Origin of the sequence: Saccharopolyspora endophytica (assembly GCF_018070075.1) — a bacterium.
GTDB lineage: Bacteria > Actinomycetota > Actinomycetes > Mycobacteriales > Pseudonocardiaceae > Saccharopolyspora > Saccharopolyspora endophytica.
In genome coordinates, this window is sequence record NZ_JAGPXE010000001.1 from 135814 (window position 1) to 154270 (window position 18457).

19 protein-coding genes are annotated in these 18457 nt (G+C 69.5%); 8 read left to right on the forward strand and 11 right to left on the reverse strand.

The features are described 5' to 3' along the window. Positions 1–14 precede the first annotated feature (14 nt). From KBO27_RS00610 to KBO27_RS00620, 3 genes are read right to left on the reverse strand one after another with little or no spacing between them, the layout of a single operon-like run. A complete protein-coding gene (locus KBO27_RS00610) occupies positions 15–365 on the reverse strand; it encodes a DUF742 domain-containing protein (protein WP_210968060.1) in 351 nt (116 codons plus the stop codon). Further along, positions 362–769 (reverse strand): roadblock/LC7 domain-containing protein, encoded by a 408-nt coding sequence (locus KBO27_RS00615; RefSeq protein WP_210968061.1) that lies wholly within the window; start codon positions 767–769, stop codon positions 362–364. The genes KBO27_RS00610 and KBO27_RS00615 overlap by 4 nt, the downstream gene beginning before the upstream one ends. Further along, positions 766–1911, reverse strand: coding sequence for an ATP-binding protein (locus KBO27_RS00620; protein WP_307870175.1), 1146 nt, complete (start codon positions 1909–1911; stop codon positions 766–768). Before KBO27_RS00620 ends, KBO27_RS00615 begins: the two co-directional genes overlap by 4 nt. 650 nt (positions 1912–2561) lie before the next feature. Between KBO27_RS00620 and KBO27_RS00625 the strand changes: the two genes are divergently transcribed. Further along, positions 2562–2876 (forward strand): hypothetical protein, encoded by a 315-nt coding sequence (locus tag KBO27_RS00625; RefSeq protein WP_210968063.1) that lies wholly within the window; start codon positions 2562–2564, stop codon positions 2874–2876. Positions 2877–2883: 7 nt separating this feature from the next. Here the strand turns inward: KBO27_RS00625 and KBO27_RS00630 are convergent, their stop codons facing one another. Then, positions 2884–3582 (reverse strand): TetR/AcrR family transcriptional regulator, encoded by a 699-nt coding sequence (locus KBO27_RS00630; protein ID WP_210968064.1) that lies wholly within the window; start codon positions 3580–3582, stop codon positions 2884–2886. Between the two features lie 189 nt (positions 3583–3771). Here KBO27_RS00630 and KBO27_RS00635 point away from each other — a divergent pair, with 189 nt between their 5' ends. Next, the gene (locus KBO27_RS00635; RefSeq protein ID WP_210968065.1) at positions 3772–4038 is read left to right on the forward strand and encodes a glutaredoxin family protein; all 267 of its coding nucleotides are present in this window, start codon (positions 3772–3774) and stop codon (positions 4036–4038) included. A 238-nt stretch (positions 4039–4276) separates the two neighbouring features. Here KBO27_RS00635 and KBO27_RS00640 read toward each other — a convergent pair whose 3' ends face one another. Then, on the reverse strand, positions 4277–4561 hold the full coding sequence (locus KBO27_RS00640; protein WP_210968066.1) for a hypothetical protein: 285 nt from the start codon (positions 4559–4561) through the stop codon (positions 4277–4279). A 256-nt stretch (positions 4562–4817) separates the two neighbouring features. Between KBO27_RS00640 and ptsP the strand changes: the two genes are divergently transcribed. After that, entirely contained in the window at positions 4818–6452 is a 1635-nt protein-coding gene (gene ptsP / locus KBO27_RS00645) for a phosphoenolpyruvate--protein phosphotransferase (RefSeq protein WP_210968067.1), read from the forward strand. Positions 6453–6527: 75 nt separating this feature from the next. On the opposite strand, the gene KBO27_RS00650 is transcribed toward ptsP, so the two are convergent. Together KBO27_RS00650 and macS are read right to left on the reverse strand one after the other, a co-directional pair. Further along, on the reverse strand, positions 6528–7205 hold the full coding sequence (locus tag KBO27_RS00650) for a response regulator (RefSeq protein WP_210968068.1): 678 nt from the start codon (positions 7203–7205) through the stop codon (positions 6528–6530). Continuing rightward, positions 7202–8377, reverse strand: coding sequence for a MacS family sensor histidine kinase (macS, locus tag KBO27_RS00655; RefSeq protein WP_281420594.1), 1176 nt, complete (start codon positions 8375–8377; stop codon positions 7202–7204). The genes KBO27_RS00650 and macS overlap by 4 nt, the downstream gene beginning before the upstream one ends. 208 nt (positions 8378–8585) lie before the next feature. On the opposite strand from macS, the gene KBO27_RS00660 reads away from it, so the two are divergent. Continuing rightward, the gene (locus KBO27_RS00660; protein ID WP_210968070.1) at positions 8586–9782 is read left to right on the forward strand and encodes a GGDEF domain-containing protein; all 1197 of its coding nucleotides are present in this window, start codon (positions 8586–8588) and stop codon (positions 9780–9782) included. 13 nt (positions 9783–9795) lie between these two features. On the opposite strand, the gene KBO27_RS00665 is transcribed toward KBO27_RS00660, so the two are convergent. Continuing rightward, on the reverse strand, positions 9796–10992 hold the full coding sequence (locus KBO27_RS00665; RefSeq protein ID WP_210968071.1) for an AI-2E family transporter: 1197 nt from the start codon (positions 10990–10992) through the stop codon (positions 9796–9798). Positions 10993–11267: 275 nt separating this feature from the next. On the opposite strand from KBO27_RS00665, the gene KBO27_RS00670 reads away from it, so the two are divergent. After that, complete coding sequence (locus KBO27_RS00670; protein WP_210968072.1) at positions 11268–12068, forward strand: hypothetical protein; 801 nt, start codon at positions 11268–11270, stop codon at positions 12066–12068. Between the two features lie 112 nt (positions 12069–12180). Beyond that, a complete protein-coding gene (locus tag KBO27_RS00675) occupies positions 12181–13305 on the forward strand; it encodes a hypothetical protein (RefSeq protein ID WP_210968650.1) in 1125 nt (374 codons plus the stop codon). Between the two features lie 69 nt (positions 13306–13374). Here the strand turns inward: KBO27_RS00675 and KBO27_RS00680 are convergent, their stop codons facing one another. Then, entirely contained in the window at positions 13375–14670 is a 1296-nt protein-coding gene (locus tag KBO27_RS00680; RefSeq protein WP_210968073.1) for a glycosyltransferase family 87 protein, read from the reverse strand. Positions 14671–15010: 340 nt separating this feature from the next. On the opposite strand from KBO27_RS00680, the gene KBO27_RS00685 reads away from it, so the two are divergent. After that, positions 15011–15868: a sensor domain-containing diguanylate cyclase gene (locus KBO27_RS00685; RefSeq protein WP_210968074.1), complete on the forward strand. Its 858-nt coding sequence runs from the start codon at positions 15011–15013 to the stop codon at positions 15866–15868. Positions 15869–16021: 153 nt separating this feature from the next. Here KBO27_RS00685 and KBO27_RS00690 read toward each other — a convergent pair whose 3' ends face one another. Further along, the gene (locus KBO27_RS00690) at positions 16022–17143 is read right to left on the reverse strand and encodes an inositol-3-phosphate synthase (protein WP_372448805.1); all 1122 of its coding nucleotides are present in this window, start codon (positions 17141–17143) and stop codon (positions 16022–16024) included. Next, positions 17140–17763, reverse strand: a complete 624-nt coding sequence (locus KBO27_RS00695; protein ID WP_210968075.1) for a PadR family transcriptional regulator — start codon at positions 17761–17763, stop codon at positions 17140–17142. Before KBO27_RS00695 ends, KBO27_RS00690 begins: the two co-directional genes overlap by 4 nt. Positions 17764–17975: 212 nt before the next feature. On the opposite strand from KBO27_RS00695, the gene KBO27_RS00700 reads away from it, so the two are divergent. Next, on the forward strand, positions 17976–18380 hold the full coding sequence (locus KBO27_RS00700; protein WP_207918906.1) for a DUF5318 domain-containing protein: 405 nt from the start codon (positions 17976–17978) through the stop codon (positions 18378–18380). The last annotated feature ends 77 nt before the right edge of the window (positions 18381–18457 follow it).

Sequence of the window (18457 nt, forward strand, 5' to 3'; positions counted from 1 at the left end):
AAGTCTCCTGCTCTCTACAAGCTGGCCCGAAGCCCGTCCAGGACGTCCTGCAGCAGCCCGATGTCCGGTGCTTCCAGGTCGTGCTGGGCGCTGCGGGTGACGATGTGGCCGCTGTCCAGCAGGTCGCCGAGCAGCACCTTCGTGACGCTCATCGGCAACTTGAGGTGTCCGGCGATTTCGGCGACGGGCGTCGCCCCGTCGCTGCAGAGGCGGAGCACGCGCCGCATCTCGGGACCGGCCGTGCCGGGCGGGGCGTCGCGCACCGCGTAGATCTGGGTGTCCATCTCGAAGGTGTTGCGCGACGGTCGTGCCCGGCCGCGCGTGACGACGTGCGGCCGGACTAACGCGCGCTCACCACGCCTCACGCGAACTCACCGACGCGTTGACCGGTGCTGAGTTCCTTCCCGAGCCGCTGGACGAGTTCCATCAACCGGTGGGTCATGGTCTCGACGTCCACGCCGTGCCCCGCCGACGCGGCGACGTAGGCGCGCGGACCTGCGGCGACGAGGAACACGTAGCCGTGGTCGTACTCGGTGATGGTCTGCTGCCAGGACTTCTCGGTCGAGCCGCAGAACGCGGAGTTGGCCCGTGCCAGCGATTGCAGGCCGGACATGGCGGCGGCGTGCCGCTCGGCGTCGTCGGAGGTGATGTCCGCGGAGTGGGCCATCAGCAGGCCGTCGGAGGACAGCAGGATCGCGTGCCTGGCCTCCGGGATCCGCAGAGCCTCGTCGAGCATCCACCCCAGGTCGTGCTGTCGGTTGCTGTTCATGACGCGGAGGTTCCCTTTTCGTCGTCCGGTTCGTCCTCGGACCCGCGACCGGTGAGGCTGCCGCGTTGCCACGCGCCCATCACCGATGGCGTGCCCGTTCCCCAGTTCCCGTGCTCGGCGGACTGCGCCGACACGGCGTGGCTGCGGCGCTGCCGCTTGGGCAGGCCCGTGCTGGTCCGCTGATCAGCGGCCGGTTCGTTCATCGCAGGTGCGGGCGCCGGCGTTTCGGGCTTGGTGAGCAGTTCGTTGGGCAGGAACAGCACCGCGCGCATGCCCCCGTAGGGCGAGGCGGCCTCCACGAAGACCTTGAACCCGTAGCGCGCGGCGAGCACGCCGGCGAGCGCGAACCCGATCTGCGGCGGGTCGCCCAGCTTGTTGATGTCGACGACTTCCCGGCCGGTGAGCAGCGCTTTCGCGCGTTCGCGGGCTTCGGGGTTCATGCCGACCCCGGCGTCGTCGACGACGATGGACAGCCCGTTGTGGGCGGGCTGGAAGTGCACCTGGACCTGCGTGGCGGGTTGCGAGTAGCGCGCCGCGTTGTCGAGCAGTTCGGCGAGCGCGAGCACGACGGGTTCCACGGCCCGGCTGGACACCGACAGCTCGCTCTCGGAGTGCGCCTCGATCCGCAGGTAGTCGCGGATCCGCGAGGTCGCCCCGCGCACGACGTCGAGCACCGGCGCGGCGGATCGCTGCTGGCCGGGCCAGGTCCCGCACAGCACGGCGGTGGCCTGGGCGCGCCGCACGAGCTGCGAGTTCGCGTGGTCGATCTTCATCAGGCCTTCGAGCACGGTGGGGTCGTCGTGCTCGTGCTGCATCTCGGTGATGGCGAGCTGCTGCTCGTTGGCGAGGCTCTGCACGCCGCGCATGGTGGAGATCAGCGTGGCCTTGGCGGCGCGGTCGGCGCGCTGCCTGGTCTCGTCGGCGAATCCGGCGAACTGGCCGATGGCGGTCTGCATCTCCTGGTGGAAGGGGGTGTCGGCGAGGTGGGGCCGAAGCGGTCCGGGCACGTCGATGGGCAGGCCCCGCTCGGCGTCCATCAGCGCTGGGAGGCGTCGCGTGACCAAGTGGTGCGCTTCTTCGTCGCGCAGCCGGATCTGGAACTTGAGGCGCTGCAGGGAAACCAGGAAGGCCAGCAGAATCACTACGATTGCCGCGAGGGCAACCCACAATGCCACGTCCACTTGGGAGTGCTCCGTCGTTAGCGTGCGTGAAGGAATTCGAAAGCGCTGGGATCGTCGAAGTTACCACGGTGGCGGTGCGACAAACGAAACAGCTTTACCCCGCAAACAAACACTGATCGTGACGATCCAAGCGGTATGACCAGCGAAGATGTGACCTAGGTAGCGTGCCATTGCGACAGCCGCGTGATTCGCTCCTACCCTTCTGATGATCATTCAGATGCGCTCAGTGACAACGCGGGGGTGACCGCCTGGTACTCCGCCGAACGACGGAAATCCGCGAACCGGAGCAACCGAATTCGCCACCACAATCACAACCCCCGAGCATCGGATTCCCCGATCTGATGAACTTCGAGTAATCACCCCGCCCGGTAGTTACAATGCCCGGTTTCCGATCAGCTCAATACGCCGGAAATGATCAGTGTTGCGCTCCTTCTCTCCCCCCAGGCCGCTCCCGCTCGCGGGGCCTCCCCGGATCCGTTGCGGGGCCGCCCGGCCGGGTCGCTAGTGTCTCCACATCGGACTGTTGAAAGTGGAGGTACGGCAACATGTTTCACGGATTCATGCTTCTGGAGTTGTCCCCCGGGTGGTTCGTGGTGGCGGGAGCACTCTTCGTGACAGCGGTTTTCCTGCTGACCTTCCCGCTGCGCGGGGGCCACGGTCAGCACGCGGGTTCGGGACCGGGGGCGCTGACGGTGTGGGCGCTGCGCGAGTCGTTGAAGCCGCGATCGCCTCATTTCCACGAGATCGCAGAGCTTTTCCGCCTGATGATGCTCGAACCCAAGCCCGTCGGACCCGCGCGCCTGCGGGAGAGGCTGGAGCCGCCGCCCTACGTCGGAGCGCACCGCAGGCGCGACGAAACCCCGGTTGAGCTCATTCACCCCAGGGTGGACGTCTACCTGGACCCGGCGGCCCTCCGACCACACTGAGTCAGGATCAGGTGAGGCCGCTCTCGGCCGCCAGCTCGTGCAGGGCGGCGTCGAAGAGCTGATCGGCGTGGAACAGGTCGAACGGGAAGCGGCCGAAGACCTCCAGCGCGATGTGCCCGTAGAGGCGCACCCACCAGCGCATCAGGAAGTAGACGGCCTCGGCGTCCATCGCCTCCGGCGGCATGTCGATGCCCTCGTGGGAGAAGGCGTCGGCCAGCGACTTCTGCTGCACCGACAGGTCCGGCAGGTCGACGGGCGCCTTGACCTTCTCCTCCGCGTTGGGATTCTCCGACATCATCGGGGCGACGATGCTCAGGAACACGCCCGCGAACCGGTCCGGCTGCCGGGCGAGATCCTTCGGGGTGGCGAAGACCAGCGCGAACTCCTTCGGGTGCGCCAGCGCCCAGGCGCGGAACCGGCGGCAGACCGCGAAGGTGCGGTCCAGGAAGTCCTGGCTGGACGGGTCGAACGCCGTCGACAGCTCCTCGGAGAGGTCGGCGCAGATGTCGTCGCACAGCTGTCGCAGCAGGTCTTCGCGAGAGGCGTAGTAGCGGTAGAGGGCGGGCGCGGTGATGCCCAGCTCGCGCGCGATCGCGCGCAGCGTCACCGCGTCGCTGCCGTGCTCGACGAGCAGCGTCCGAGCGTGCCGCCGGATGTCCTGCTCGGTGGCTGCCCGCGCTCGTTCGCGCGGTGACAGCTCCGTCATGTCCCCAACCTCTCGGTCCGCTCCGATGGCGTCCACCTCGTGGGACGTCGGTCAGACCGTAACGGGCGTCACCACCGGGCTCCACAGTCGGCTGCGTGCGAGCCATGAGCTGCGTCTCGTGCGAATGATTTCGGCGCCGTGGTTGTTCAAGCTCGACGGGAAGAGCCGTGCGGGAAACCAGGAGGTCGGATGTCCGCCGAGCAAGTCACCGTCTACAGCAGGCCGGGATGCCCGTTCTGCATGTCGCTGCGCGCCGGGCTGCAGCGCTCCGGCCTGGAATTCACCGAGGTCGACATCTGGCAGGACCCGGAGGCGGCGGGCGTCGTGCGCTCCATCGCCGACGGCAACGAGACCGTGCCGACCGTGGTGATCGGGGACTGGAAGGCGGTCAACCCGTCCACTCGCGAGGTCGTCGCCGCGGTGGCCGAGCACGCCCCGCACCTGCTGCCCGCCTGAGGTTTCGAGCTGAGGGCCGACCGCACGGGGGGCGTTGCGGCCGGCCCACAGCAGGTTGCGATCGTCGATGGCGCGAATACCGACGAGCGACAACCTGTTCAGTTTGACGGCAACTCCCCGGGGAAAGATCCACCTTGACCCCTGAATTCGCTCGAACGGTGGATCAAAGGCGGAATAATCATTTGTGTCCGAGAGCACACGATTTTCGCGATTCACGGTGTTGTCCCTGGTGGGAGCTTTAATCGCGCCTTTTGTTCGATCTTTTGCGGGATTTCCGCAGATCGTGTTTGCCGGGCTCCCCGGTCGAAGCGACCGGGGACTGGGACGCGTCGTGGTGGCTGGTGTCGACCGGCTCTCCTGGAACAGGATCCACCCGGCGGGGGATTTCGGCGCGGGGGTCGGTTTCGCGATCATCATCGGCCGGTTTGGGCTGGGCCGCGAAGAAGCTCGCGAAGGCGGCGAGCTGTTCGGCGAGCCGGTCGACGTCGAGTTTCGATTCGGTGATCGTCGCGGTGAATGTCATGGCTCTAGCCTGCGATTTCAGGGGTGCGGGCCGGATCCGTACGGCTACTCAGTTGTTACCTATGAGTAATGCCACCCGCTGCTGCATTCGGGTGACGTAGGAACCCACGGTGAGTAGCGGGAGTGCCCGCTGGCTCACACGATCAAGCCAAACGGGGAACACGTCCTTACGCTGGTCGTCAGCGGTGCGTTCTCGTGTGTGTCGTATCCGCGCCGAGCGCTTCTGCCGTGCAACTCGGAAAGGTATGGTCTAGACCATGTCGCGTTTGACTGGTGTCGGAGTCAGCTCCGGCCGCGCCGCCGGGCCGATCGTCCGGGTCGCCGAACCGCTGCCCGAGCCCGCCGCCACGCCCTCCCCTGCCGACCAGGTCGCCGAGGCCGCGCGGATCCGCCCCGCCGCCGACACGGTGGCCGAGGGGCTGTTCCAGCGCGCCGCCAGGGTCGGCGGTGACGCCAAGGCGGTGCTGGAGACCACCGCCGCCATGGCCATGGACCCGGCCCTGATCTCGCAGGCCGAGCAGCTCGTCACCACTCGGTCGCTGCCCGCCGTCCGCGCCGTCTACGAAGCCGCCAACGGTTTCGCCGACGCGCTGCGCGCCGCCGGTGGCTACATGGCCGAGCGCGCCCGCGACGTCCACGACGTGCGCGACCGCATCATCGCCGAGATCGACGGCGTCACCCCGCCCGGCGTTCCCGAGCTCTCCACCCCGAGCGTGCTGGTGGCGCGCGACCTCGCGCCCGCCGACACCGCCGACCTGGATCCGGAGCTGGTGCTCGCGCTGGTCACCGAGGAGGGCGGGCCCACCAGCCACACCGCGATCCTCGCGCGTGCGCTGGGAATCCCGGCGGTCGTCGCGGTGCGCGGGGTGCTGGCCGCCTCCGGCGCCGGAGCCACCGTCGACGGGGACGCGGGCGACGTCGAGCTCTCCGAGACCGAGGTGGCCGTGCGCGTCGCCGAACGACCCGAGCACGCCGACTGGAACGGCATCGGGCAGACCGCCGACGGGGTGCCGGTCAAGGTGCTCGCCAACGTCGGGTCGGCCACCGACTCCACCACCGCGGTCGCGGTCGGGGCGCAGGGAGTCGGTCTGTTCCGCACCGAGTTCTGCTACCTCGGCGCCGACGTCGAACCCGACGTCGCCACCCAGCGCTCCGCTTACGCCGAGGTGCTCACGCCGTTCGCCGGCAAGCCCGTGATCGTGCGGACCCTCGACGCCGGTGCCGACAAGCCGCTGTCGTTCCTCGACATGGGCGCCGAGCCGAACCCGGCGCTGGGCGTGCGCGGCCTGCGAGTGGCCTTCGACCGGCCCGACCTGCTGGACTCCCAGCTCGAAGCGATCGCCGGTGCCGCGCAGGACTCCGGTGCCGAGGTGTCGGTGATGGCGCCGATGGTCGCCACCGCGGACGAGGCCGGTTGGTTCGCCGAACGCGCTCGCGCCAACGGAATCGATCGAGTCGGCGTGATGATCGAGGTCCCGGCCGCAGCGCTGTCCGCGGCGGAGATCCTGCAGGCGGTGGACTTCGTCAGCATCGGCACCAACGACCTGGCCCAGTACGTCTTCGCCGCCGACCGCATGGTCGGGGCGCTCGCCGGCCTCAACGACCCGTGGCAGCCCGCGCTGCTGCGGCTCATCGCGATGGTCGGGCAGGCGGGTCGACAAGTCGACAAATCGGTAGGTGTCTGCGGTGAGGCCGCCTCCGACCCGCACCTGGCCGGGGTCCTCGCGGGCCTGGGCGTCACCAGCCTGTCGATGAACGCCTCGGCAGTCCAGGCCGTCGGCGCCGCGCTTGCCCAGCACCCGCACGCCACGTTCCGCAAGGCCGCGGAAGCCGCTCTGGAAGCACCGAGCGCGGCCGCGGCGAGGCAGACGACCAAGACCACCCTGGCCTAGGGGCTGCTTCAGGTGCGGGACTCAGCCCGCACCTGAAGCAGCGCAATGCGTGAACGGCTCCCAGGGGACCGAGGGTCAGCTCTCCTCTTCTTGCTCGCCGTCCTGGTCGAGGCCGTGCTCGATGGCATAGCGGGCCAGCTCCACGCGGTTGTGGAGCTGGAGCTTGCGCAGGGTCGACTGGACGTGGTTCTCGACCGTGCGGTGGGAGATCACCAGCTTGTTCGCGATCTGCCGGGCCGTCATGCCCTTGGCGACCAGCCGCAGCACCTCGGTCTCGCGCTCGGTGAGCTGCGGCGCCTGGTGCTCGGAGTCAGGGGTGATCGCCATCCGCCGGTACTCGCCGAGCACCAGCCCCGCCAGGCCCGCAGTGAACACCGCGTCGCCCGCGGCGGTGCGGCGGACCGCGTCCACCAGCTCCTCCGCCGAGGCGGACTTGACCAGGTATCCCGAAGCACCGGCCTTCACCGCCTCCAGCACGTCGGCGTGCTCACCGCTGGCCGACAGCACCAGCACGCGGGTGCCGGGGATCTCCTGGGTGATCTGCAGCGTCGCCTGAACGCCCGAGGTGTCGCCGAGGTTGAGGTCCATCAGCACCACGTCCGGCGTCACCGCCTGCGCGATGCGCAACGCCGACGCGGCGTCGCTCGCGGTGGCGCGGACGTCGAAACCGCGCTCGCTCAAATCGCGCGCGACCCCGTCCCGCCACATCGGGTGGTCGTCGACGACCATCACGGTGACCGGCGGTTCGCTCATCGCTGTCCTCCTCGGCGGCGTTTCGGCTCCGGGACGCGCGGGACCCGGACCTCCCACTCGGTGCCCTCGCCCGGCTCGGTGTCGAGACTGATCTTCCCACCCAGCGCGGCGACCCGACCCCGGATGGATTTCGCAATCCCCATCCGCCCTTCGGCGGCAGCCTCGTCCAACCGCCCTTCGGGGATGCCCGGTCCGTCGTCGCGGACGCTGAGCACCACCTCGTCCGGCAGCTCCTCCAGCAGCACCCAGGCCTGGGCCGCAGCGCCCGCGTGCTTGTCGACGTTGGCCAGCGCTTCCCGGACCACCGCCGCGAGGTCGGCGCCGAGCTGCTCGCTCAACCGCACGGGGTTGCCCGGCACCGACACGTGCACCCGCGCGGTGCGGAACACCTGCAGGCCGGCCGCGAGATCGGTCTCACCGTCCTCTGTGGTCTCCGGGTTCGTGGCGATCAGGGAGCGCAGCTTGATCTCCTGCTCCCCGGCCAGTTCCGCCAGTTCGGCCGCCTCGCCGCCGAGCTCCGCTCCGCGCCTGCGGACCCGCGCCAGCACCTGCAGCACGCTGTCGTGGATGGACCGGGCGAGCCGTTCCCGTTCCGCCGTGGCGGCTTCGGCGCGCAGCGCCTGCGCGAGTCGTTCGGTGGAGCGGCGCGCGGTGTCGGAGTTCAGGCCGATCACCAGGCCCACGCCGACCAGCAGCAGCGTGTCCAGCGCCATGTCCGATCCGGTGCGGCCCCGGACCAGCAGATTGCCCGCAGCAGCGAGGATTCCGGTGGTGACACCGCCCTTCATCCCCCACTGCACCGCCGCCGCGGTGACCCCGGTGGAGTGCCAGACCGTCACCACCGACGGGTCCGAGGAGAGCATGTGCGCTTCGGTGAGGATGAACTCGTTGAGCAGGAACAGCGCGTTGACCACCACGACGTCGGCGGCCACCAGCCGGTTGGTGCGCCCGGCTCGGGTTCGGTAGCGCCAAACGGTGAAGGTCGTCCACACCGCCATGCAGCCGAGGCAGATCGCCGCCAGCCACGGTCGCTCGTAGCGGTTGAAGAACATGAAGAACATGACCGCGGCGTAGAGGAACGTCACGACGCGAAAGACGTTGTGCCCCCGCCACAGCGGTGTTCGGCCGTCGGCCACCTGAGGTGGCGTCGGCGATGCTTGCCAACCGGTCAACTCGCACTCCTCCCGAACGCCCATCCTGCCCCACGAGGGCTCCGTTGCGGAATCACGTGGTCGGGAAAGCGAAATGCGTCGCACTGCTCCGAACCGCCGATCCGCGACGCCCGGTTGGGGGCGTTCGCCGCGAAACGCCGTTCCCGTTTTCACGTTGTGCTTCGGTGCGCTCATTCGCTGTGCCAGGCTCCGGGCGGGAGGTGACCGAATGGGCGGTTGGTTGTTGTGGCGCATGCGCCCTGCTGCGATCGGCTACGTCCTGTTGGTCCAAGCGCTGGCGTTGGCGTTGGTCGTGCTCGTGTTCGTGACCGGGCGACGACCGGACTCCGACGATCTGCTGAACTTCGCGGTGCTCGCCTCGACCGCCGGCGCGACCATCGTGATCACCTCGGTGTCGATCAACCTCCGGCGGCAGATCCGGCGCAACCCGTGGACGCTGCACATCGTCTACCTGGCGGCCGGAATCCTGCTGCTGCCCACCAACCTCCTGGTCCTGCTGCTGCTCGGACCCACGCTGCACGGCGTCCTGCACGACCGGCCGGAAGCGCACCGCTGGCTGTTCACCACCGCGGCCACCACCGTCGCCACGTTCGCCGCGCGGCTGGTCGCCGGGTGGGACGAGCCGGTGTGGACGGCGGTGAACTTCTTCGCCGTCGGCGTGGTGCTGCTGGTGGTGCGCGCCTCGGTGGTCGCGGGCGGGATTCGGCTGCGCACGCCCGGAGCGCCGCGCTCCACAGTGCTGGGTGAGCCGATCGACGTTCTGCTGGGCATCGTCGCGGCGAGCCTCGGCGGACTGCTCGCGGTCGCGATGTCGGCGGAGCCGCTGGCCGCGCTGCTCGCCGGGCCCCCGATGGTCCTGCTGGACCTGGCCAGCCAGCTGCCGCAGTGGCGGCGGACCGCCCAGAACGACGGCAAGACCGGTCTGGCCAACTCCTCGCACTGGGAGCGCATCGCGCGCGTGGAGCTGATGCGCGCTCGTCAGCGGCAGCAGCCGGTCGCCCTGCTGCTGCTGGACCTGGACCGCTTCAAGCGGGTCAACGACGAGCTCGGCCACCTGGCCGGCGACACGGTGCTGGCCAGGTTCGCGAAGATGCTGCAGGAGAACGTCCGCAGCGAAGACCTGGTCGGTCGCTTCGGCGGCGAGGAGTTCGTGGTGCTGCTGCCCGGAACCCAGGGCGAGACGGCCTACCGGGTCGCCGACCGGATCCGGGTGTCCACGGCCGCCCTGTCGGTGGACACCCGCGACATCCACGGCGACCAGCGGGAGCTCACCGGCCTGACGGTGAGCATCGGCGTGGCGACCACCGGCCGGTTCGACTACGAGCTCACCGACCTCCTGGTGGCCGCCGACGCCGCGATGCTCGCCGCCAAAGCGGCCGGCCGCAACGTCGTCACCGTCGCTTGAACGCGGCGGGCCTTCAGTCCTTCTTCTCGTCGTCCTCGGGTTCGGCTTCTGCCGCCTTGTCCTGCGCGGGCTCGGCGTCGTCGGTGTCGGCGGGTGCTGGGGGTTCCAGGGGGATGCCGGTGGTGTCCGGCAGCTCCTCCTCGGCTGCGATCAACGCCCGGATCGCGGCGTTGAGCACCGCGACCAGCGGGATCGCCAGCAGCGCGCCGACGATGCCGTTGATGACCACGCCGATGCTGATCGCCAGCACGACGCCCAGCGCGTGGATCTGCACCGCGCGGCCGAGGATCAGCGGCTGGAGCACGTTGCCCTCCAGCTGCTGGACCAGCAGCACTATGCCGACCACGATCAGCGCCACGACCCAGCCCTTGGTCACCAGCGCGACCAGCACCGCGACCGCACCCGAGGCGACCGCACCCACGATCGGCACGAACCCGCCGAGGAACACCAGCGCGGCCAGCGGGATCGCCAGCGGAACGCCCAGGATCACCAGGCCCAGGCCGATGCCGAGCGCGTCCACCACCGCGACCAGCGCGGTCGCGCGCACGAAGCCGACCAGCGACGTGAACCCGGCGATCCCCGCGTTGTCCACCCGGTGCCGGACCTGGCGCGGCGCCAGGCGGACCACGAACAGCCACACGCGGCGGCCGTCGTAGAGGAAGTAGATGAGCGTGAACAGCGCCAGCACGATCCCGGTCAGCAGGTTGCCGAAGGTGCTCGCGGTGGACAGCGCGCCGCTGGTCAGGACCGCCTGATTGGACTGCAACCAGTCACGCGCCTGCTGGATGTAGTTGGCGATCTGGTCGTCGTTGAGGTGCAGCGGCGAGACCGCCAGCCACTGCCGCATGGCTTCGAGGCTGGCCACGACCTGGCGCTGCAGGTCCGGGAAGCCGTTGATGAAGGCGTTGACGACGAAGGTCAGCACACCGCCGACCACCGCGAGACCGCCGACCAGCACCATCGCCGTCGCCAGCGCCCGGGGCACCTTGCGCCCCGCCACCCAGGACACCAGCGGTGCCAGCAGCGCGGCCAGCAGCAGCGCGATCGCCACCGGGATCACGACCACGTAGATCCGCGTGATGATCATGCCCGTCACGTACAAGGCGGCGGCGATCACCAGCATGCGCCAGCTCACCGCCGCGGAAACCCGCAGAACCCGTGGGATCGCCGTCGAGGCGTCGTCGGGTTTGCTGATCTTCAGGTCGCTCACACCGCCACCGTATCTCCGATCTCGACCCCGCATCCCCACAACGGGCGCCCCCGCGAACCTCCACCCCCGACCGGACCGGGTCGACCCGGGGAGGTCGGTTGGCGGCGGGATGTCCGGTTCGGGCGGATCGGCAAGTTGAAGGCTGTAACACGATGTAGCGAACTGGCTTCTCTGCGCTTACGGAAGACGACCTTGTTTTGACAGAGTTCCCGTCGCGAGGGAGGACGAAGCTCCGTGGGGGAGCCACAGAAGGCCGAGGAGGTTCTGGCACCGCGATGTCCGTCCGTGACCGTACGACGCAGACCGCCGGACGGCGGTTGCTGGGCCGTGCCCTGGTCCTGGCGGGCACCGCGGTCGCCGGAACCTCCGCGGCCTTGCTGGTCGGTCAGCCCGCGGAAGCCGAATCCGGGACGCCGACCGACGCGCTCGCCGAAGCTCCGGTGCTGTCCGAGGCCGCCGCCCTCACCGGCGATGCCGCGGACCTCCCGGCGACCGCGCTGGAGCACGTGCGACAGGCGGACCCCGCTTCCTTCCCGCTCGACGACCTGGACCCGCTGGCCCTGGTGCCCGACGAACCGGTCGGACAACTCCTCCCCAGCGGCAACGACGACGCGACCGCCGAACCCGCCCGCACGCCGCAGGACACCGAGCCCGCGGCATCGCCGGTCGAGCCCGCCGGCGGGCCGGACCGGCAGCCGGACGGCCCGCGGCCACCGATGGCCGCGAACACCCCCGATCCCGAGCCGTCCACGGCATCCCCGCAGGTGGACGCTTCGGTCCGGGTGGCCGGACAACCCGTTCCGGTCACCCCGAACACCCCCGAGCCGGAGCGCCCGGCCGTGAACACCGCACTGCCCGCGTCGACCGGCTGCGCCAAGACGGCGGACGGCCAGCAACCGGGCGCCGGCCTCCCCGGCCGGTACCCGGCGGCACCGCTCGCCGACGGAGCGCGTCCGGACGCCTGCGCGCAGGACCGCGCCGAGGTGCTGCGAGGGGTGCCGTCCGCCCCGGCGCGACCCCTGACTGACCCGCTGACCGGCGGCGATTCGCAGCGTGGCGAACGCGCATGCCGGTGACTTCGCGATCTGAGTCCACCGCCGACCGATCATGATCAAGTTCTGATGACGGTGCGGCGTTCGAAGTTGATTTTCCCCCGGAACGCGGGGAGCCTGGTTAAGGAGAAGATCCATGCAGACTTGGGCGAAGCGCGGCGTACAGACCGCGCTGGTCACTGGTGGCATGCTGGCCGTCGGTACGGGGGTCGCTTCCGCCGGGGATGCCTGTCAACAGCGTCCGATGCCGTTGGGAGAGTCGGTGTTCCCGCCCGCGCTCGACGACACTGCGCCGCTCGGCCGTTGCCTGGCCGGGGACCTGTTCGCAGAGGGTGCGCAGCACAACAGCCCGGTGGTCGAGTCCCGCCGCGGCCAGATCGACGAGTCCGCCAACGAGCTGACGCGCGAGATCCCGGCGCTGCGGTTCCAGGACTCGCCGCTGAAGCTGGCCGGCTGGGCGGCCGACCCGTCCGAGGCCACGCCGCTCGACCTGCGCCGCTCGCCGCAGGGCAGCGCGCCGACCACCCCGGCCGAGGGCTTCCACCGCTCGCTGAGCTGGTCCGCGCCCATCGGTGACGTCGTCCGCGACCGCGTCCCCGACAGCGGACCGCAGACGGCCGAGCTGGTCATCCCGCACGACGACCTCGTCTACTTCGACGGCTTCGCCCCGGCCAACGGGATCATGGAGCTCTACGAAGGCGCGCTGGCCTCCCGCGAGGAGGCTCCGGTGGAGACCGGCGGCCTGCTGGCCACCGACTCGGTCGACCTGACCTCCGCCGACGTGGGCGGTCTGCGCAGCGACCTGCGCACCGTGCCGCCGCTGGTGCTGTCCGCGGCCCTGGCCGAACCGCCCGCTCCGCCGGCCGCGCCGGTGGAGTTCGTGCCGCTGGACGTGCCGGGCGAGCGGCAGGCCCCGGTCACCGAGGTGCCGCCGCTGTCCGGCCTGTCGCTGCTGGAGCTGTCCAAGGTGCCCGGCACGGTCGAGCGCAGCGGTCCCGGCCTGTCCGCCCCGATCCCGGGCTTCGGCGAGCTCAACGCGCTGCAGAACGGCCAGACCTCGGCTCCGAGGCCCAGCCGGATCACCGCCGCGCTGGAGGAGACCGTCCTCCCGGCGCACACGATGGTCGCGTCCAGGTCCGAGCTGCCGCTGCTGTCCGGCATGGCCGGTGCCCCCGACGTCACCCTGCCGATGCCGGCCATCAGCCCCGAGCTGATGCACCGCTTCGACAACGCCGAGACCGTGGTCATGCACCGCGTCTGATCCCGCGCACGAGAAGGCCCCGTCCGCTTCCACTAGAACCCAAGTGGAAGCGGACGGGGCCTTCTCGCGTCAGGGGGCCACCGCGGGTTCCTCCGACCGCGGGATGTCGACCGGTGTCCGGTCGCGTTCGCGCCACCACAGGTAGCCGTTGTAGGCCAGGTAGGCGACGCCGAAGTAGACGTAGGAGTTGCCCACGAACTGCTCGAAGACGTTCCAGGTCAGCTCCAGGCCTTTGCCCTGGGGCATCTTCCAGTGCGGGCCCATCATGAAGAACCCGCTGATCAGCGTCGTCATCAGCAGCATCGCCCAGTCCCGCCGCACGTACGCCGCGCCTGCCAGCAGCACGAGTCCGGGGATGGCCCAGACCCAGTGGTGCGACCAGGAGATCGGCGAGAGCAGCAGACCGAGCACGCCGTTGAGCACCACGGCGGTGGGCAGGTCCCGCTGCCGGACGGCGTTGATCATCCCCAGCACCGCCAGCCCCAGCACGAGCACCGCGAGCAGGCCCAGCACGAGCGTCAGGTTCGGCGCGCTGAGCTTCGACAGCAGCGACTTCAGCGACTGGTTGCCCGCGTAGGTCGAGGCGTCACCGGTGAACTTCGGCCCGAAGTTGACGTGGCTGTTGGCGAACATCTCGTGCAGCCAGAACCTGCGGGCGTTGTCGAAGGTGATCAGCAGGCCCACGAGGGCCGTCCCGACGAAGGTCAGCAGCGACACCGCGATCGTCCGGAAGTCCCGCCGCAGCAGCGGCAGGAGCAGGAACACCAGCGGCGTGAGCTTGATGCCCGCGGCGATGCCGATCAGCAGGCCGCGCGGGTAGGGCAGCTTCTTGGTGCCCTCCACCCGCCACAGCAGGTCCACCACCACCAGCGCCATCAGCACGATGTTGATCTGCGCGTAGGTGATCGTCTCCATGATCGGTTCGCTGATCGTCGCGATCGGCAGCACGGCCGCGGTCACCATCAGCACCCGATCCCGGTGGGCCTGCAGGAACGTCGACTCCCGCAGCACCACGTACAGCGTGGTCAGCAACGCCAGGTGGCTGACCAGCATGATCACCGCGGTGGACACGGCCTTGGGCACCAGCCCGAGCGGCGCGAACACGATCGCCGCGAACGGCGGGTAGATGAACGGCAGCTTCAGACCGGACTCGGTGGGCGGCAGGTTGTGGTAGAGATCGCGACCTCCCAGCAGCGCTTGGGCGCCCTGCCGGTAGACCTCGCCGTCGATGTGGTCGTGGGTGTTGACCGTCGAGACCACCACGATGGCGATCAGCTCGGCGATCGCGATGACGGCCAGCAACGACCTGTGACTACGCATTCGCTCGGCCAGCGGAACCAGATCCGCGGTTCCGGGCATTGGCATGCACCATCCTCTCGGCTACCACTGCCGCTCAAGGGTAGAGATGGCCTCGGCGCAGTCGGACGCTCGGCTCGGGCGGAAGCCCGTTCGTGACGCACTCTCTATCGGTAGTGCCCGCGAGGCGTTTCGCACAGGCCTTCTCGATCGTGTTTCACCTGCACGAATGATCAAAATTCGATCATCGAGGTGACTCGTGGGGAAGGTGTGGTCAAGCCCCTGACACAGCGTTATAAGCGGAGCGTGAAACCACCATTACGGGTGGTCGCTTCGCTCTTGAAATGCGCCCCACCACAAGGGGAGGCTCAGACGGACTGCTCCGTTTGGTGGGGAGGGAGGGGGCCGAATGAGTGTCCTTGACGTGGCTGCAGCCCAGCTGGCACCCGTGTGGGACGAGCTCGTCAGCGGGCTGAACGTCGGGGTGCTGCTGACCGATGACCGCGGCCAGGTGCTGGCCACCAACGACGTCGCCGCCGAGCTGATGCAGCTCGACCGGGCCGATCTGCTGACCGGAACCCGTCCCCACGGGTGGGAGGTCCGCGACGACACCGGCGCGTCCATGCCGGACTGGGCCGACCTGGCCGGTCAGGTGCTGCGCGCGGGCTGCCCGCTGTCCATCCCGCTCGTCATCATCAGCGGTCGCACCGAGAGCCGCATCTGGGCGGACTACCACGCCGTCACCGTGCAGGGTCGCAGGCGAGTGCTCGTCCTGCTGCAGTCCGTGCACACCGACGTCTCGCACTCCTCCGGACTGCTCGACCCGCTGACCGGTCTGCCCGGTCGCGTGCTGCTGCTCGACCGGCTGCAGCAGTCGCTGGTCCGGTCCCGCTCCCGCGGCACGCTGTCGACCCTGGTGCTCATCGACGTGCAGCGGCTCGCCGACTTCAACGCCACGCACGGCTTCGAGCGCGGCGACGAGCTGCTGTCGACGCTGGCCGGGCGGCTGCGCGAAGGCCTCAAGGACGAGCACACCGTGGCCCGCTACGGAGGGGACGAGTTCGCGGTGGTCGCCGAGCACCCCAGCGGCACGGGCGAGCGGATCGCCGCACAGGCGCGCGAGGTGGCCGGCTGGCCGATGCGCATCGGCCGCAAGCGCGTCCGCCCCGTCCTGCGGGTCTCCTGGGTGACCACCGACGGCCTCGCCTCCGTCCACTCGGTCCTGGCCCGCGCGGAGCAGCAGCTCACCGCGAAGGTTCAGGCCTAGCGGCCGGGTCCAGGTACGCACGACGACAACTCGATCGCCCCGAGAGCCTGGTCGTCAACCGGGAAGGAGGTACTGCGTGGGTCAAGTAACCCCTGCTGAACGAAGCGGGGCACCCACGGTGAGGTGGGTGCCCCGCTTCCGTTCCGCGACGGCTCAGCGCTCGTCCTCGCCCGCGATGAAGTCCTCGACCGCCTGGTAGGCGTCGGAGTCGGAGTACTGCTCCGGCGGCGACTTCATGAAGTACGACGAAGCCGACAGGATCGGGCCGCCGATGCCGCGGTCCTTGGCGATCTTGGCGGCGCGGATCGCGTCGATGATGATCCCCGCCGAGTTCGGCGAGTCCCACACCTCGAGCTTGTACTCCAGGTTCAGCGGCACGTCGCCGAAGGCGCGTCCCTCCAGCCGGATGTAGGCCCACTTGCGGTCGTCCAGCCACGGCACGTAGTCGGAGGGACCGATGTGCACGTTGCGCTTGCCCAGGTCGCGGTCGACCTGCGAAGTCACCGACTGCGTCTTGGAGGTCTTCTTCGACTCCAGGCGCTCCAGCTCCTTCATGTTCATGAAGTCCATGTTGCCGCCGACGTTGAGCTGCATCGTGCGGTCCAGGTGCACGCCCCGGTCCTCGAACAGCTTGGCCAGCACGCGGTGCGTGATGGTGGCGCCGACCTGCGACTTGATGTCGTCGCCGACGATCGGCACGCCGGCCTCGGTGAACTTGGCGGCCCACTCCGGGTCGGAGGCGATGAACACCGGCAGGGCGTTGACGAAGCCCACGCCCGCGTCGATGGCGCACTGCGCGTAGAACTTGTCGGCGTCCTCGGAGCCCACCGGCAGGTAGGACACCAGGACGTCGACCTCGGCGTCGCGCAGCGCCTGGACCACGTCGACCGGCTGCTCGTCGGACTCCTCGATGGTCTCCCGGTAGAACCGGCCGAGACCGTCGTGGGTGTGCCCGCGCTGCACGGTGACGCCCAGCGGCGGCACGTCGGCGATCTTGATGGTGTTGTTCTCGCTGGCGACGATGGCCTCGGAGAGATCCCGGCCGACCTTCTTGGCGTCCACGTCGAACGCGGCGGCGAACTTCACGTCGCTGACGTGGTAGTCGCCGAAGGCGACGTGCATCAATCCGGGCACCCTCGTGTCCGGATCGGCGTCGGAGTAGTAGTGCACACCCTGCACCAGCGATGCAGCGCAGTTCCCAACGCCGACGATCGCCACTCGCACCGAGCGACCGGGACGATCTCCGCCCATGGCAGGGCCCTCCTTCTTGGTCATCTGTCGTGTCCTTGCTTGATGTGAGCCGGTGGCGGATCACCCGCGTCTGGGTTCCCACCGGCATCGGGCCGCCCGGACGTCGAGGCAGCTGCCTGCTCGCCGCGTTCGGTCTCGATGATCTCGTCCAGCCAGCGAACCTCGCGCTCGCTGTGGTCCAGCCGCAGCCGGTGCAGTTCCCGCGTGTAGCGGTCGAGGCACTCGCCGGAACGGGCCAGCGCGCTGCGCAGCCCCTCCTGGCGCTCCTCCACCCGGCGGCGCCGGGCCAGCAGGATGCGCATGCGCGCCTCGGCGGGCGTGCGGGAGAAGAACACCACGTGCACGCCGAAGGCGTTGTCCTCGCAGGAGCGGGGACCGCTGTCGGCGACCAGCTCGTCGAAGCGCTGCTCACCGGCGGCGGTGATGCGGTACACGCGGCGGGCGCGGCGGCCCCACGCCTTGGACTCCTCGGCGTCCGGTTCCTCTTCGATCAGCCCGGCCCGGCACAGCCTGCGCAGCGTCGGGTACAGCGATCCGCACGAGAGCGCGCGGAACACGCCGAGCGTGTCGTTCAGCTGTTTCCGCAGCTCGTACCCGTGCATCGAGGAGCTGTGCAGGAGCCCGAGCACCGCGAGTTCGAGCATCTGCACCTCCTACGAGCGTCTAATAGGCGCCGCGAATAATAAGGACTGCCAGCGCTGGCAGGGGCACCCGGCGGAGTATATCGCGCCGATATATCGGGGCTCATCATCGAGCGGGGTCAGAGGTGTTCGGCGTCACCGCACGTGATGGCGGAGATACCCGCCTGCCCTGAACGGCGCATGGAGCGCGCTGGGGCGGCACGTACCCTGTGGTCGTGCGGACCCAACGGCAAGTGGTCGACTACGCGTTGCAGCGCCGAGCGCTCCTCGCGCAGTTGCACGCTGGCCGGGTCGGGGTGATGGAGGTCTGCGACGCCGACCCGTACTTGCTTCAGGCGGCGAAGTTCCACGGTGAACCCAGCGACACCACCTGCCCCGTGTGCAGGAAGGAAGAGCTGACCCAGGTCTCCTGGGTGTTCGGCGACGCTCTCAAGCACGCGTCCGGATCGGCGCGCAAACCCGAAGAGCTGGACCGGATGGCCAACCTGTTCGAGGAGTTCAACGTCTACGTCGTCGAGGTGTGCCGCACATGTAACTGGAACCACCTGGTGCTGTCTTACGTTCTCGGGACCAACGGCTTGAACGACGGCCGATCCGGGCGCAAGACTGCAGCGGAGTGAGATTCGGTCGTGCACCCGGCACGCCCGCACGCGCCGATGCGGCGCACCCCCGACGTGAACGCATCACCGGCGTCGCC

What these genes read in the sequence shown, in the direction of transcription:
- KBO27_RS00615 (WP_210968061.1), bottom strand. Translation starts at nt 769, where the DNA reads ATGAACAGCAACCGACAGCACGACCTGGGGTGGATGCTCGACGAGGCT.
- KBO27_RS00630 (WP_210968064.1), bottom strand. Translation starts at nt 3,582, where the DNA reads ATGACGGAGCTGTCACCGCGCGAACGAGCGCGGGCAGCCACCGAGCAG.
- KBO27_RS00635 (WP_210968065.1), top strand. Translation starts at nt 3,772, where the DNA reads ATGTCCGCCGAGCAAGTCACCGTCTACAGCAGGCCGGGATGCCCGTTC.
- KBO27_RS00640 (WP_210968066.1), bottom strand. Translation starts at nt 4,561, where the DNA reads ATGACATTCACCGCGACGATCACCGAATCGAAACTCGACGTCGACCGG.
- ptsP (WP_210968067.1), top strand. Translation starts at nt 4,818, where the DNA reads ATGTCGCGTTTGACTGGTGTCGGAGTCAGCTCCGGCCGCGCCGCCGGG.
- KBO27_RS00650 (WP_210968068.1), bottom strand. Translation starts at nt 7,205, where the DNA reads ATGAGCGAACCGCCGGTCACCGTGATGGTCGTCGACGACCACCCGATG.
- KBO27_RS00660 (WP_210968070.1), top strand. Translation starts at nt 8,586, where the DNA reads ATGGGCGGTTGGTTGTTGTGGCGCATGCGCCCTGCTGCGATCGGCTAC.
- KBO27_RS00670 (WP_210968072.1), top strand. Translation starts at nt 11,268, where the DNA reads ATGTCCGTCCGTGACCGTACGACGCAGACCGCCGGACGGCGGTTGCTG.
- KBO27_RS00675 (WP_210968650.1), top strand. Translation starts at nt 12,181, where the DNA reads ATGCAGACTTGGGCGAAGCGCGGCGTACAGACCGCGCTGGTCACTGGT.
- KBO27_RS00680 (WP_210968073.1), bottom strand. Translation starts at nt 14,670, where the DNA reads ATGCCAATGCCCGGAACCGCGGATCTGGTTCCGCTGGCCGAGCGAATG.
- KBO27_RS00685 (WP_210968074.1), top strand. Translation starts at nt 15,011, where the DNA reads ATGAGTGTCCTTGACGTGGCTGCAGCCCAGCTGGCACCCGTGTGGGAC.
- KBO27_RS00690 (WP_372448805.1), bottom strand. Translation starts at nt 17,143, where the DNA reads ATGACCAAGAAGGAGGGCCCTGCCATGGGCGGAGATCGTCCCGGTCGC.
- KBO27_RS00695 (WP_210968075.1), bottom strand. Translation starts at nt 17,763, where the DNA reads ATGCTCGAACTCGCGGTGCTCGGGCTCCTGCACAGCTCCTCGATGCAC.